Source organism: Amycolatopsis sp. w19 (genome assembly GCF_051373225.1).
GTDB lineage: Bacteria > Actinomycetota > Actinomycetes > Mycobacteriales > Pseudonocardiaceae > Amycolatopsis > Amycolatopsis japonica.
Window position 1 is genome coordinate 111135 of the sequence record NZ_JBPQFM010000005.1, and the last position, 13383, is coordinate 124517.

Here is a 13383-nt window from a genome sequence, read left to right on the forward strand (position 1 = left end):
CTACTAGCGTGTCAGTCGTGTCAAGCGCTGTGGAACTCACGCCACCCGGCCCCCGAGGAATCCCTCCCCTGTTCGCGCGGCTCGTCGACGACTCGGCGTTGTTCCCGCCCGGTGAGGCGTCCATGCCCGAAGCGCTGCGTGCGCACTTCGCGTCGAGGGCCGGTGAGCACTCCGGCGTCCTCGGTGTGTTCCTGTGCCAGGCGTCGAGGCTGCCCGAGCTCATCACCGAACTCATCAAGATCAAACCCAAGGAACCGCTGCCGCTGTCGCTGATCATCGACACCGGCCTCGGCGGGGTCCCGAAGGCGATCTCGATCGTCGAATCGCGCAGCGAGATCCTCAGCCTGCGCATGGTGGAGATGCCGGCGCCGTCGGACGTTGACGAGGTCTGGCTGGAGCGCGTCTCCGAGTTCGTGCCCGAGGACGTCATCCGCGTGGTCGAGCCGCGGCGCGGCGTCGGCTGGCTGGACGGCGTGCGGAAGGTGATCGAGCACGGCAGCTGGCCGAAGATCCGCTGCGGCGGCAAGGCGGGCGAGAACTTCCCCAGCGTCGACGAGGTCGCGGACTTCCTCGCCGTGGTCAGCGGCTCGACCGGGGCGTCGTTCAAGGCGACGAACAGCCTGCACCGCGCCGTCCGGCACACCGAGGAGTCGAGCGGCTTCACCCACCACGGGTTCCTGAACCTGATCGTGGCGTCCGCGCGCTGCCTCTCCGGCGGTGACGTGCGCGCCGCCCTCGAATCGACCGACGGCGCCGCGCTGGCCGCCGAGGCCAAGGGGATGTCGGACGAGGCGGCGAAGGCGGTTCGCGGGCTCTTCGCGTCCTACGCGGCGGCCTCGTTCGACGAGCCGGTCGCCGATCTCGGGGAACTCGGGCTCTTGTGACTCGTGAAGGGTCGCTGACCCTGGACAGAGGCCTCGCGCTGCTGCAAGCGGTCGCGGACGCCGGTGGCGAGGCGGCGACGATCTCCGAACTCGCCGTCGCCATCGGCGCGAGCCGGGCCGCCGTCTACCGGCTGCTCGTCCCGCTGTCCGAACGCGGTCTGGTGTGGCGCGACGGCAACAAGGTGCGGCTGGGGGTCGGCCTGCTCCGGCTCGCCGGGCAGGTGCTCCCGCAGCTGCGCGAGGCCGCGCGGCCGGTGCTGCGCGAACTGGCGGAGAAGGTCGGCGCGACGGCGCATCTGTCGGTCGCGCAGGGGGACCAGGCGCAGGCCGTCGCGGTCGTCGAACCGTCGTGGACGAGCTTCCACGTCGCCTACCGCGTCGGCACCCGGCATCCGCTGTCCGCCGGCGCGGCGGGCAAGGCGATGACGTTGCGTCCTGGCGGCGGCGAAGGCTGGGTCACCTCGTCGGGTGAGCTGGAGGCGGGCGCCTCCGGGGTCGCCGCACCCGTGCGCGGAGTGCCCGGATTGAAGGCCAGCGTCGGCGTCGTGTCCCTCGAGCCGCTCGATGCCTCCGTGGTGGGGCCCGCGGTCGTGGCGGCCGCCGTCCGGCTGGCCGAGGTGCTGAAGCAGCCCGAGTAGCGCTCAGCGGTGGCTGAGCAGCGGGCGGACCATCGTCGCCAGCAGCGTGAGGTCGACCGCGAACAGCAGCCGCTCGAACAGGCCGAGCGTGACCTCCTGGTGCGACGGGCCGGTGAGCATCGTCCAGACGAAGCCGCCGAGCACGATCACCACCGTGGCGAAGCTGGCCACCGAAAGCCGCCGGATCGTCGTGCGACGCGGCTCCCACGGGCAGCGCGCGCGGCCCGGGCGGGTCAGCACCCAGGCGGCGGCCGGCAGCGCGAGGAAGGCCGCCAGGGCGGCGTAGTTGTGGATCTGGCCCGCCAGCGACCGGGCTTGGCCCTCGGGGTCGACAGGCACGAGCGCGAGGACGAATAGCCCGGCGCACCAGACGCCGAGCAGGACGAGAACGGACTCGTAGCCCTTGCGGTGCGCCTTCGCGATCCCGCCGAGCAGGGCGAGCGAACCGAACCCCAGCGCCAGGCACATCGCGCCGAACAAGGGAGCCGCCGTCGAACCGGGCGAGAGGTAGCCGTAGACGTACTCCGACAGCGTCTGCCAGATCGGGCTGACCTGGCTGGAGAGCCTCAGGTGCAGGTCGATCGAGATGGCGACGGCGACGGCCATGCCGAAGACCGCGAGCCTGCCGTGCACAGGGGAGACGGCGAGTGTCTTCGGCGAGGTCACGACCGGTTTCTCCAGGCACGTCGGGGCGGGTGTTCACCTTTTCGTTCCCGAAAGGTTACCCGGCGAACCTGTGAAAATCCCGTGCGCCTCAGAAGGCGAGCTGGGCCAGCGCGAACAGCGAGAAACCGGCGAAGACGAAGCCCGCGACGCGCTGGATGAGCTTGGGGCGGATCCGGCTACGGACCTTCGCGCCGATGAAGACGGCCAGACCGGCGACGGCGACCAGCGCGCAGAAGGAGCCGAGGCCGACCGCGAACGGGTTGCCGAAGCGGGCCGTGAGGCTGGCCGTCGCGAGCTGGGACGCGTCGCCCCACTCGGCGGCGAAGAGCACGCCGAACGACGTCAGCGCGGAGCGGAGGAAGGTCGCGGGGCCGGGGCCGGAACGCGAGGCGTCCTCTCCGCCGTCCTTGGCGGGACTGAACCCTTCGCGAAGAAGCATGTACGCGCCGACACCGAACATCGCGGCGACGATCGTGGTCACCAGCGCCTCCGGCAGCAATGTGAGCACACTGCCGAACGTGGCCGCGATCGCGGATTGCACGGCGAATGCGGCGGTGACGCCGACGAATACCGGCCACGCGCGGAAACGAGTGGTGAGAACCAAAGTGGCGACGAGGGTCTTGTCCGGCAGCTCCACGGCCAGTACCAGGCCGAACGCGCTGATCAGCGCCAGCATCGAGCTAGACATGATGGTTCTTCACCCCTTTCACTGCAACGATAAAGGGGCGATTCAGAGAAAGGCAAGCTGATGGCTTTTCCGAATCGGTCGGCATGCGCGGGCGAATTGTATTCCTCGGTCGGGCGGAATTGAGTTTTCGGCAAACCGAATTCTTTTTTCAGGCTTCGCTGGTAGCGTCGCCGGGCATGGACGAGAGAGCGCGGATCGACGACGTGTGCAGGCGCCTGCAGGACCACTACGTGTTCCCCGACGTCGCCGAGAAGCTGACGGTGTTGCTACGGGCGAGGCTGAGTGACGGCGCGTACGCGGGGCTCGACGATCAGGCGTTCGCCGTCGCGGTCACCGGAGACCTGCAGTCGGTCAACGGGGACAAACATCTGCGGCTGCGGCACCACGTCGACCCGCTGCCCGAGGTGGAGGGGGAGTCGTACGATCCCGAGGAATTCCGCCGTGAGGCGGAGTTGAACTGCCACGGCATCGCGTCGGCGCGGCGGCTGGCCGGGAACGTCGGCTACCTGGAGACCAAGCTGTTCTACGAGCCGGATATCGCGGGTGAGGCCCTCGCCGCGGCGATGACGCTGCTCGCGACCACCGACGCGCTGCTCATCGACGTCCGGGAGAACCGGGGCGGCGACCCGTCTACGGTCGCGCTGCTGATCAGCTACCTGGTGGGCGAGCCCGTCCACTTCAACAGCATCTATCTGCGCGACGGCGACGTGACGAACCAGTTCTGGACGCAGCCGTACGTGCCGGGTCGGAAGTTCGGCCCGGACAAGCCGGTGTGGGTGCTGACCGGGCCGACGACGTTCTCCGGTGCCGAGGACCTGAGCTATTCGCTGCAGCAACTGGGGCGGGCGAAGACGGTGGGCGCGGTCACCGGCGGCGGGGCGAATCCGCGGAAGCAGTTCACAGTGGACACCCATCTGGATGTCACCGTCCCGGGTGGACGGGCCGTGAACCCGGTCACGGGGACCAACTGGGAAGGCGTCGGTGTCCAGCCCGACATCGCCGTCGATGTCGAGGCCGCTTTCGACACGGCGTACGCGTTGGCGCTGGCCCACGTGCTGACGCTGGGGGACACGGGCTTGCGGCGGCAGGTCGCCGACGAGGCGCGTCTCACGCTCGCGAGCCTCGGCTGACCAGGGCGCGGGACCTACGTCCCGGCGAGATCGGGACCACTTGAACTGGCGGGCTCATCGGGCGTTGAGCAGGCTTGAGGCGTGGAGGTTCTCGATCTCGCTCGGTGGCAGTTCGGCATAACCACCGTCTATCACTTCCTGATGGTCCCGCTGACCATCGGGCTTTCGGTCCTGGTCGCCGGGATGCAGACGGCGTGGGTCCGCACGGGTGACGTGCGCTATCTGAAGATGACCAAGTTCTGGGGGAAGCTCCTGCTGGTCAACTTCGCGATGGGCGTGGTCACCGGCATCGTGCAGGAGTTCCAGTTCGGGATGAACTGGAGCGCGTACTCGCGGTTCGTCGGCGACGTGTTCGGCGCGCCGCTGGCGATGGAAGGGCTCGTCGCGTTCTTCGTCGAGTCGACCTTCCTGGGGCTGTGGATCTTCGGCTGGGACAAACTGCCGAAGAAGGTCCACCTGGCGTGCGCGTGGGCGTATTCGCTGGCGACCGTGGCGTCCGCGTACTTCATCCTGGCGGCGAACTCGTGGATGCAGCATCCGGTCGGGGTCGAGTTCGTCGACGGGAAGCCGACGATGAACTCGATCTGGGCGGTGCTGACGAACAACACCGCGCTGGCCGCGATCCCGCACACTCTCGCCGGTGCCTTCTCGGTGGCGGCGGCGTTCCTGGTCGGTGTGGCCGGCTGGCAGCTGTGGCGCAAGCGTTCGGAGGACGACGAGCACCGCGCGGTGTGGCGTTCGTCGTTGCGTCTCGGCGGCTGGACCGGTGTGGTGGCGTTCGCGGTGCTGGCGATCACCGGCGACGTGCAGGGCAAGCTGATGTTCGAGCAGCAGCCGATGAAGATGGCCTCGGCGGAAGCGTTGTGCCATACGGAGAAACCGGCGAGCTTCTCGATCATCGCGATCGGCGACGTGCGGAACGCGAACTGCGAGGACGTCAAGACGTTCACCGTGCCCGCGCTGCTCTCGTTCCTGGCGCACAACGACTTCACGACCGAGGTCAAGGGCGTGGAGAACCTGATCACCGAGTATCAGGCGAAGTACGGCACGAACTACCCGGACGACCCGCAGCTCGGCTCGCTCGCGGGCAAGCCGATCGACTACGTGCCCAGCCTGCCGGTGACCTACTGGGGCTTCCGCGCGATGATCGGCTTCGGCGCGATCTCGGCCGGGATCGGGGTGCTCGCGCTGTGGCTGACCCGGCGCGGACGGATCCCCGGGCAACGCTGGTTCCCGTGGCTCGTGCTCGGCGGGATCGCGACGCCGTTCATCGGCAACAGCGCCGGCTGGATCTTCACCGAGATGGGCCGTCAGCCGTTCGTGGTGGTGCCGAACCCGACCGGTGTCGACGGGGTGTGGATGTTCACCGCGCAGGCGGTCTCGAAGTTGTCCACAGGCGAGGTGTGGACTTCGCTGATCGCTCTGACGACCGTCTACGCGGCGCTCGGCGTCGTCGAGGTCTACCTGATGCGCAAGTACGTCCGCGGCGGCGTCGACGCCGTCATGCCACCCAAGAAACCGACCTCGACCAGTAAGAACAGCGACTCGGAAGGCGGTGACGGCGATGACGACGCGCTGGCCTTCGCCTACTGATCGCCTCTTACCCTCACGTACCCAGCCCCCCGCCCTTCCCGGGGGACGGCCCCGCACCCAGCGTATCGGGGGTATCGCTCGGGCGGGTTACCCACAGCCGATCTGTGGACAACTTGCGCGGTTGTGGATAACTCAGGGCGACCGGGGGACGTTCAGGCGGCCTGGAGCGGTGGAGGCGGGTTGCGAAAGCCACTTTCGCAACGCTCAAGGTTGCGAAAGTGGCTTTCGCAACCCCTTGGGCCGGCCACGCGCCGGGGCAAGCGCAGAGCCGCGCGACCGGGCCGGGCGGGCTGAAAGCGTCCTTCACCGCGTCGCACGCGGGCAAAGCGTCCTTCAGCCCCCGGAAGCCAGGAAAGTGAGCACCCGATGACCCTCGAAACGATCTGGTTCTGCGTCATCGCCCTGTTCTGGCTCGGGTACCTCTTCCTCGAAGGTTTCGACTTCGGCGTCGGCATGCTCATGCCGGTCCTCGCGAAGGACAACACCGAGCGCCGCGTCATGGTCAACACGATCGGCCCCGTCTGGGACGGCAACGAGGTCTGGCTGATCGTCGCCGGCGGCGCGATGTTCGCCGCCTTCCCCGGCTGGTACGCGTCGCTGTTCTCGGCCGCGTACCTCCCGCTCCTGGTGGTCCTGCTCGCGCTCATCGGCCGCGGCGTCGCGTTCGAGTACCGCGGCAAGGTCGACTCCGACCGCTGGCGCCGCAACTGGGACCGCGTCATCGGCATCGGCTCGTGGATCCCGCCGTTCGGCGTCGGTCTGCTGCTCGCCACCACCGTCCTCGGTCTCCCGCTCGACGCCGACGGCAACCGGGTCGGCGGCCCGTTCGCCGCGCTCAGCCTCGAAACGCTGCTCGGCGCGATCGCGGTCGTCGGGTTCTCGCTGGTCCACGGCGCCGCGTTCCTCGCCCTCAAAACCGAAGGCGACCTCCGGCACCGCGCGCGGAACCTCGCCACCCGCCTGCTCCCGGTCGCCCTGCTGCCGTTGCTCGCGTTCCTCATCGTCGTGCAACTGCGCTCGGGCGACCTGTGGACACTGCTCCTCATCGGTCTCGCCGTCGTCGCGGCCGTCGTCGCGTGGTTCCGGATCCGCATGGGCCGCGAAGGCCAGGCGTTCGCCGCGCTCGGCGGAGTGATCGCGGCTTCCGCGGTCGCGATCTTCGTCGCGCTGTACCCGAACGTCCTGCCGTCCACTTTGGACGCCGCCAACACGTTGACGATCGCGGGCGAGGCATCGAGCCCGTACACCCTGACCGTGATGACCTGGGTCGCGCTGTTCGGCGCCCCGGCCGTCCTGATCTACCAGGGCTGGACGTACTGGGTGTTCCGCAAGCGCATCGGCACCCGGCACATCCCACCGGTGCACGCACCATGACCGAACTTCCCGGCCGCGACACCCTTTCCGCCACGGAGTCCACAATGGACCCAGCGCGACCGGGGAAGGGTCCGCTCGGCGCGCTGGCTCCACTTTCGAGTGCGGCGCGCCGGGCGTTGATCCTCAGTGGAATCCTCTCTTTCGTAAACGCGCTTTTGCTGGTGGGACAGGCGTTCCTGCTGGCCGACGTCCTCTCCGCGGTCGTCCGCGGAACACCGGGGGACCGCACCGCCCAGCTGGCCGTGCTGCTCGCGCTCGTCGCAGGGCGCGCGTCGACCGGCTGGGCGGTGCGGATCGTTTCCGTTCGCGCGGCCGCCCGCGCGAAGGAGGAGTTGCGCGCCAAAGCCCTCGACCACGCCTTGAAACTCGGCCCGGAATGGATCGCCCGCCGCGGCCACGGCGAGCTGACGTCGTTGACCACCAAGGGACTCGACGCGCTCGACGCCTACTTCACCCAATACCTCCCGGCCCTGGTGACCGCCGCGATCGTGCCGCTCGCCGCCGGTGTCGCGATCCTGTTCGCCGACTGGCCGTCGGCCCTGCTCGTCGTGATCACCGTGCCGCTGGTGCCGTTGTTCGCCATCCTGATCGGCAAGCACACCGCCGAACGGGTCGCCGAAGCCGCCGACGCCGAACAACGGTTGTCCGGGCATCTGCTGGAACTCGTTCGCGCGCTGCCGATCCTCAGCGCGTTCCGCCGCGCCGGGGCACAGGCCGAGACGGTCCGGAAGATCTCCGAACGTCATCGCCGGACCACGCTCAAGACGTTGAAGGTCGCGTTCGCGTCGGCTTTCGCGCTCGAACTGATCGCGACGCTCTCGGTCGCGCTGGTCGCGGTCGTCATCGGTGTCCGGCTCGTCTCCGGCGAACTGTCGCTGGCCATCGGGCTCGGCGTGCTGATCCTGGTGCCGGAGTGCTACCAGCCGCTGCGCGCGGTCGGCGCCGCCTTCCACGCCAGCGAGGACGGCGTCGAAGCCGTGCGCCGGGTCGCGGACGTTCTCGCGGAACCTTTGCCGCCTAACGGTTCCGAGACACCGGCCAAGGGTGAGGTTCACGTCGGCAGCCTGCGTGTCGCCAGGCGCGGCGGATTCGCCCCCGACGGCGAGACGTTCATCGCCCGGCCCGGCGAGATCACCTGGCTGCGCGCGCCCAGCGGCGGTGGCAAGTCGACGACGCTCGCCACGTTGCTCGGTTTCGTGCAGGCCCACGACGGGACGATCACCGTCGGCGGCACCGACCTCGCCGACGCCGACCTGACGAGCTGGCGTGAAAGCGTCGCCTGGGTGCCGCAGTCGCCGGTGTTCGGCGGAGGCACGGTCCTCGACGAGGTCGGGGCGGAGGACATCCTCGGCGAACTCGGGCTCACGGGGCTCGCCGACCGGCCGGTTTCGAAGCTGTCGCAGGGACAACGCCAGCGTGTCGCGGTGGCGCGGGCCCTGGTGCGGGTCCGGTCGGGCGCGTGGCTGCTGCTGCTCGACGAACCCACCGCGCACCTCGACGAGGTCAACGCGGCGCGTGTCACGGCCGCCGTCCGCAGGGCCGTCGACGGCGGTGCCGCCGCGATCATCGCCGCCCACGAACGCGGCTCCGGTATCGACGTGTCGACCATGGCAGGCGGCGAAATCGGAACCACCGAGGAAGCCCGGCAAATCCGGCCGCTGCCTTGGCGTGAACTGCTGCACCCCAGGTTCTTCGGTGGCGCGTTGCTCGGTGCCGCCGCACTGCTCGCCGGGGTCGCGCTGACCGCGCTTTCGGGCTGGTTGATCGCCAAGGCGTCGCAACAGCCGCCGATCCTGACTCTGACGGTGATGATCGTCGGCGTGCGAACGTTCGGCCTCGGCCGCGCGGGGCTGCGTTACCTCGAACGGCTGGTCACGCACGACGCCGCGTTCCGGATCGCCGGAAGCCTGCGCGTCCGGCTGTGGGAGTCGCTGGTGCGGCTCGGTCCGGCTCGGGCGCTTCGGGCGGGTGAAGAGCAGCGTCGGCTGGTCGGCGACACCGACACCGTGCGTGACCTGCTCCCGCGCGTGATCACTCCGCTGATCGTGGTCGCGTTGGTGGCCGTCGGCGCGGTCGCGGTCCAGGCCGCGGTGCTGCCCGAAGCCGGGCTCGCGTTGGCGGCGGCCGTGCTGGTGAGCGCGTTCGCGCCGCTGCTCGCGCTCCGGGCGGAACGCCGCGCGACCAGTGCGCTGGCCGCCGGACGGCGTTCGGTGTCGGCGCAGGTGCTGAGCCTGTTCGAGGCCGCCGCCGAACTGATCGCGTACGGGGCCGACAAAGAGCGTCGTCGACGGATCGCCACGACCGACGCCGCCCTGACCGCCGAAGCCCGACGGCAGGCCTTCGGCGGCGGCGCGGCCGATGCCCTGATCATCCTGGCGACAGGGGCCGCCACCGTCGTGAGCACCGGATTCGCCGTGAGCGCCGTCGCCGCCGGCGCGCTGAACCCGGTCCTCGCGCCGGTGGTCGCCCTGGTGCCGCTGGCACTGGCGGAGGTCTTCTCCCTTCTTCCGCCCGCCGCGCAGCACTGGGACACCCTGCGCCAGGCCCGTCTGCGCCTCGCCGCGTGCGATGAAGGACTCCTTCATCGCAAAATCTGCAATAAAGGAGTCCTTCATCGCGCCGGCGGGGTGCGGATCCGGAACGCCGACCTCGGCTGGCCCGGCACCGAGCACCCGGTCCTCACGGGTGTCGACCTCGACATCGCGCCCGGCACGCACGTCGCCGTCGTCGGCCCGAGCGGCGCCGGGAAGTCGACGCTCGTCGCTGCCTTGCTCGGTTTTCTCCAGCCGAGCAAGGGCGACGTCGCCGCGCCCGAGAACGTCGCCTGGGCGCCCCAGGAACCGATGCTCGTCTCGACCACGGTCGCCGAGAACCTGCGCCTCGCCAAACCGACGGCGTCCGAGGCCGACCTGCGGAAAGCGTTGTACGAAGCCGTTCTCGAAGACGTCGAGCTCACCACGATGCTCGACAGCGCCGGTGCCGGTCTCTCGGGCGGGCAGGCGCAGCGGGTCGCACTGGCGCGGGCCGTACTCGGCGCCGAGCAGGCCGATCTCGTCCTGCTCGACGAGCCCACCGCCCATCTCGACGAGCCGACCGCGCGCACCGTCCGCGAACGGCTCGGCGAGGCGCTCGCCGGGAAAACCGTCGTCCATGTCACGCATCACGCCGCCGAAGCCGAAGAAGCGGACGTGATCCTGGAGGTCCGAGAGGGCCGCGTCACAGCGCGCGCGTTGGCCGGAGCCGACTAATGTCGATAGCGCTCATGGATCCCACGCTTGCCGCGCGCGCACTGTCCGCCGCCACCGAGATCACAGGCACCGCCCTGTCCGGCGACGACCCGGGTGACGTGCTGGAGACCGTGGTCGCCCGCGCCGTCGAACTGGCCGAGGCCGACCTCGGTCTCGTCATGGTGCGCGCGGACGACGGCCAGGTGGTCGCGGAGGCCGCGCACGGGGCCACCACCCAGGGCCTGCGAGGGCTGGCCTTTTCCGCGGATTCCGCGGCGGGCCAGGTCGCGCGCGGCGGGGAGCCGGTGGTCAGCGAGGACTTCACCGTCGATCCCCGCACGGCGCCGTTCGTGCCGCCGGAACTCCAGGGCTTCGGGCCTTTCGCCGCTTCGGCGTTCGGCGCGGGCGGGCGCGTCCTCGGCGCGCTCACCGTGTACCGCCGCCACGGCGGGGAACCGTTCTCCGCCAGCACGGTCGAGGTGCTCACCGCGTTCGCCGCGCAGGCCGGCGTGGTGCTCGCGCTCGCGGAGGGCGCCAACGCCCGCCACCGCGTGACCCTCTACCAGGAGCGCGAACGTATCGCGCGCGAACTGCACGACGTCATCGTGCAGCGCCTTTACGGCGCCGGGATGCAGCTCGACCGCGTCCGCAAGAACATGCGGAAACGCTTCGCGCAGGCCGACGGCGCGCGGCTGTCCGAGGCGATCGACCAGCTCGACCAGACCATCGAAGAGATCCGCGGCACCGTGCGCGCCCTGCGCAGCCCGGAACCCGCGAACGAGACCGTCACCGCGACCGACCTCGCCGAGTCCGCGCGAGGCGAGGTGCGCATCGCGGGCGAGCTGCTCGGCTACCCGCCGACCCTCGAACTGTCGGGAGAGCTCGCCGACATCCCCGCCGAACAGGCGGACCACATCCGCGCCGCCCTGCGCGAGGCACTGTCCAATGTGGTCAGACACTCCGGGGCGAGCGAGACCCGCGTGACGCTCAGCCGCGACGCGGAAGGCGTCAAACTCCGCGTGCGGGACAACGGATCCGGCGTCCCGCAGGGGGTCGCCAAACGCGGTCTGCGTCATCTCGCCGAACGCGCGACGACGTCGGGCGGGCGCTTTTCGATCAATTCTTCCCCGAGTTTGGGGACTTTGGTCGCTTTCGACGTTCCGCTCGATCAAACCGTGTGAAATTAACGGCTGGCGTTTCCGATTAATCCGTAACAGCTGGGGTCCGCACGCGACTCTATGTGCATCGAACGCGCCCCGAGCGCGGATTCCCAGCGAAAGGACTCGTCATGTCCTCGGTTCGTCGCGCCCTCGGCACGGCCGCCATCCTTGCCGGATTCTCCTTGTTCGGCCCCGCTTCCGTCGCTTTCGCGCTCGCCGAAGCGCCCGCGATCGCCGATCTGGACTGCGGTGATTTCAAGTATCAAGAAGACGCGCAGGCCGTGCTCGACAAAGATCGCTCCGATCCGCATCGCCTGGACGAAGACGGCGACGGAATCGCTTGCGAAAGGCTTCCCAAACGGGGGACTCCGCCGATCGTGACGAGCACGCCGACCCTTCCGTCGATCACCACGGAAACGCGGGCGCCGCAGTTCAAGGACAAGGATTGCGCCGATTTCCCCTCGCAAGCCGCCGCGCAGGCCGAGCTCAAGAAGAACCCGCGAGACCCGCACAAGCTCGACGCCGATCACGACGGGTACGCCTGCGAATCCCGGTTCGGCGAACCCGCGAAATCCGGCCAGGTGAAGGTCAAACCCGTCGGTGGCGTCGCGACCGGTGGCGGGGAGGCCGTCGAAAGCAACGGTGGGTTCCTGGAGGTCGCCGCGGTCGCGCTGACCGGCACCGCCTTGCTGACCGTGTCGGTCGCGGGCGCGTCCCTGGTCCTTCGGCGGCGTGCGGAGCGATGATCCGGCCTTCCTGGCGCCGGTGGCCGGTTCCGCTGGTCGTCGGCACGCTCCTCGGGGTGGTGCTCGCGGCCGCGCTGACCGCGTGCGCCGTCCCTCCATCGGGCAAGGTTGCCTCGCCCGCGTCGCCGCCGACGATCTCCGCGGCGGCGCCTTCGACCACGGTGATCCCGCCGGTCTCGCCGCTCGCGCCCGCGAAACCGGCGAGGCTCGAGATCCCGGCGATCGGCGTCCGCACCGGCGAGATCGTCGACCTCGGCCTGGCCGGTGACGGCACCCTGCAGGTGCCGCACGACGCGATCACCACCGGCTGGTTCACCGGTGGCCCGGCGCCGGGCGAGGTCGGGCCCGCCGTCCTCGCCGGGCACGTCGACTACAAGAAGGTCCCCGGCGTTTTCGTCCGGCTCAAGGAACTGAAGGCCGGCGACGAGGCACTCGTGCATCGCGAGGACGGGATCACCGCGGTGTTCACCGTGTACGCGGTCGAGCGGCATCCGAAGGCGTCCTTCCCCACGGAGAAGGTCTACGGCGACACGACCGGGCCCGAACTGCGGCTGATCACCTGCGGCGGGGATTTCGACTCCTCGACCGGCAACTATCTCGACAACGTCGTCGCCTTCGCGAAATTGACGCGCGTTTAGATTCTCCGGATGCGCACCGTCTACGTCGTCACGCATCCGGAGGCCACGCACCACGTCGATCGCCTGGTGGGCGGGTGGTACGACTCCGAACTCACGCCCGAGGGCGAACGCGCGGCCGTCGCCGTCGCCGAGTCGCTGCGCGCGAAGGTGCCGGACGAGGTGGAGCTCTATGCCTCGGATCTGCGCCGCACCGCGCGCACCGCGGAACTGATCGGCGAACGGCTCGGCGTGACCCCCGTCCTGGACCGGCGGCTGCGCGAGAAGTCGTATGGGGAAGCCGGCGGCAAACCGCGGGCGTGGCTGGACAGCCGGTTCGTCCCGCCGCCCGCCGTCGGCGAGCGGCTGGGACACGACGAAGGAATCCCCGGCGCCGAAACGAAAGGCGCGATGGCGGCGAGGGTCTACGCGGCCATGGAGTCGATCCTGGAGAGCCCGTGTGGGCACCAGATCGTCGTCACGCACGGTGGCGCGCTCACCTTCGTGATCGCCGCGTGGATCCGGATGCCGCTCGAATCGGCCGGGTACGTCGACTTCCGCGGTTCACCCGGCAGCGTCACCGTGCTGCGTGAGGACGACTACTTCCACAACCGGCAGGTCGTCACCCTCGCCGGGAAATGACAGGATCTCCCCGGACAGTCG

The 13383-nt window shown here is 69.8% G+C and carries 12 protein-coding genes; 10 read left to right on the plus strand and 2 right to left on the minus strand.

Annotated elements, in window-relative coordinates; all coding sequences use genetic code 11:
- The first annotated feature begins 29 nt into the window (after positions 1 to 29).
- Complete coding sequence (locus tag ACSMFO_RS13310) at positions 30 to 884, plus strand: hypothetical protein (protein WP_016330606.1); 855 nt, start codon at positions 30 to 32, stop codon at positions 882 to 884.
- Positions 881 to 1522, plus strand: a complete 642-nt coding sequence (locus ACSMFO_RS13315) for an IclR family transcriptional regulator (protein WP_016330607.1) — start codon at positions 881 to 883, stop codon at positions 1520 to 1522. Before ACSMFO_RS13310 ends, ACSMFO_RS13315 begins: the two co-directional genes overlap by 4 nt.
- A 3-nt stretch (positions 1523 to 1525) precedes the next feature.
- On the opposite strand, the gene ACSMFO_RS13320 is transcribed toward ACSMFO_RS13315, so the two are convergent.
- Both ACSMFO_RS13320 and ACSMFO_RS13325 read right to left on the minus strand, forming a co-directional pair.
- Positions 1526 to 2188 carry a DUF998 domain-containing protein gene (locus ACSMFO_RS13320; RefSeq protein ID WP_436458848.1) on the minus strand — a complete coding sequence of 221 codons (663 nt, stop codon included), beginning with the start codon at positions 2186 to 2188 and terminating at the stop codon, positions 1526 to 1528.
- Positions 2189 to 2276: 88 nt separating this feature from the next.
- Positions 2277 to 2864, minus strand: a complete 588-nt coding sequence (locus ACSMFO_RS13325; protein WP_038507345.1) for a TMEM165/GDT1 family protein — start codon at positions 2862 to 2864, stop codon at positions 2277 to 2279.
- A gap of 188 nt (positions 2865 to 3052) precedes the next feature.
- Here ACSMFO_RS13325 and ACSMFO_RS13330 point away from each other — a divergent pair, with 188 nt between their 5' ends.
- The 8 genes from ACSMFO_RS13330 (at position 3053) to ACSMFO_RS13365 (ending at position 13362) form a co-directional block, all read left to right on the plus strand.
- On the plus strand, positions 3053 to 4006 hold the full coding sequence (locus ACSMFO_RS13330) for a S41 family peptidase (protein ID WP_436458849.1): 954 nt from the start codon (positions 3053 to 3055) through the stop codon (positions 4004 to 4006).
- 81 nt (positions 4007 to 4087) lie between these two features.
- Complete coding sequence (locus tag ACSMFO_RS13335; protein ID WP_038507351.1) at positions 4088 to 5599, plus strand: cytochrome ubiquinol oxidase subunit I; 1512 nt, start codon at positions 4088 to 4090, stop codon at positions 5597 to 5599.
- 366 nt (positions 5600 to 5965) lie between these two features.
- Positions 5966 to 6973: a cytochrome d ubiquinol oxidase subunit II gene (gene cydB / locus ACSMFO_RS13340; protein ID WP_395862141.1), complete on the plus strand. Its 1008-nt coding sequence runs from the start codon at positions 5966 to 5968 to the stop codon at positions 6971 to 6973.
- On the plus strand, positions 6970 to 10221 hold the full coding sequence (cydC, locus tag ACSMFO_RS13345) for a thiol reductant ABC exporter subunit CydC (protein WP_436458850.1): 3252 nt from the start codon (positions 6970 to 6972) through the stop codon (positions 10219 to 10221). Before cydB ends, cydC begins: the two co-directional genes overlap by 4 nt.
- 14 nt (positions 10222 to 10235) lie before the next feature.
- Positions 10236 to 11381 (plus strand): GAF domain-containing sensor histidine kinase, encoded by a 1146-nt coding sequence (locus ACSMFO_RS13350; protein WP_038507361.1) that lies wholly within the window; start codon positions 10236 to 10238, stop codon positions 11379 to 11381.
- Between the two features lie 107 nt (positions 11382 to 11488).
- On the plus strand, positions 11489 to 12106 hold the full coding sequence (locus ACSMFO_RS13355) for an excalibur calcium-binding domain-containing protein (protein ID WP_436458851.1): 618 nt from the start codon (positions 11489 to 11491) through the stop codon (positions 12104 to 12106).
- Positions 12103 to 12744, plus strand: a complete 642-nt coding sequence (locus ACSMFO_RS13360; RefSeq protein ID WP_436458852.1) for a class F sortase — start codon at positions 12103 to 12105, stop codon at positions 12742 to 12744. The genes ACSMFO_RS13355 and ACSMFO_RS13360 overlap by 4 nt, the downstream gene beginning before the upstream one ends.
- Before the next feature lie 9 nt (positions 12745 to 12753).
- Complete coding sequence (locus ACSMFO_RS13365) at positions 12754 to 13362, plus strand: histidine phosphatase family protein (protein WP_436458853.1); 609 nt, start codon at positions 12754 to 12756, stop codon at positions 13360 to 13362.
- The last annotated feature ends 21 nt before the right edge of the window (positions 13363 to 13383 follow it).

What these genes read in the sequence shown, in the direction of transcription:
- ACSMFO_RS13325 (WP_038507345.1), bottom strand. Translation starts at nt 2,864, where the DNA reads ATGCTGGCGCTGATCAGCGCGTTCGGCCTGGTACTGGCCGTGGAGCTG.
- ACSMFO_RS13330 (WP_436458849.1), top strand. Translation starts at nt 3,053, where the DNA reads ATGGACGAGAGAGCGCGGATCGACGACGTGTGCAGGCGCCTGCAGGAC.
- cydB (WP_395862141.1), top strand. Translation starts at nt 5,966, where the DNA reads ATGACCCTCGAAACGATCTGGTTCTGCGTCATCGCCCTGTTCTGGCTC.
- cydC (WP_436458850.1), top strand. Translation starts at nt 6,970, where the DNA reads ATGACCGAACTTCCCGGCCGCGACACCCTTTCCGCCACGGAGTCCACA.
- ACSMFO_RS13350 (WP_038507361.1), top strand. Translation starts at nt 10,236, where the DNA reads ATGGATCCCACGCTTGCCGCGCGCGCACTGTCCGCCGCCACCGAGATC.
- ACSMFO_RS13355 (WP_436458851.1), top strand. Translation starts at nt 11,489, where the DNA reads ATGTCCTCGGTTCGTCGCGCCCTCGGCACGGCCGCCATCCTTGCCGGA.
- ACSMFO_RS13360 (WP_436458852.1), top strand. Translation starts at nt 12,103, where the DNA reads ATGATCCGGCCTTCCTGGCGCCGGTGGCCGGTTCCGCTGGTCGTCGGC.
- ACSMFO_RS13365 (WP_436458853.1), top strand. Translation starts at nt 12,754, where the DNA reads ATGCGCACCGTCTACGTCGTCACGCATCCGGAGGCCACGCACCACGTC.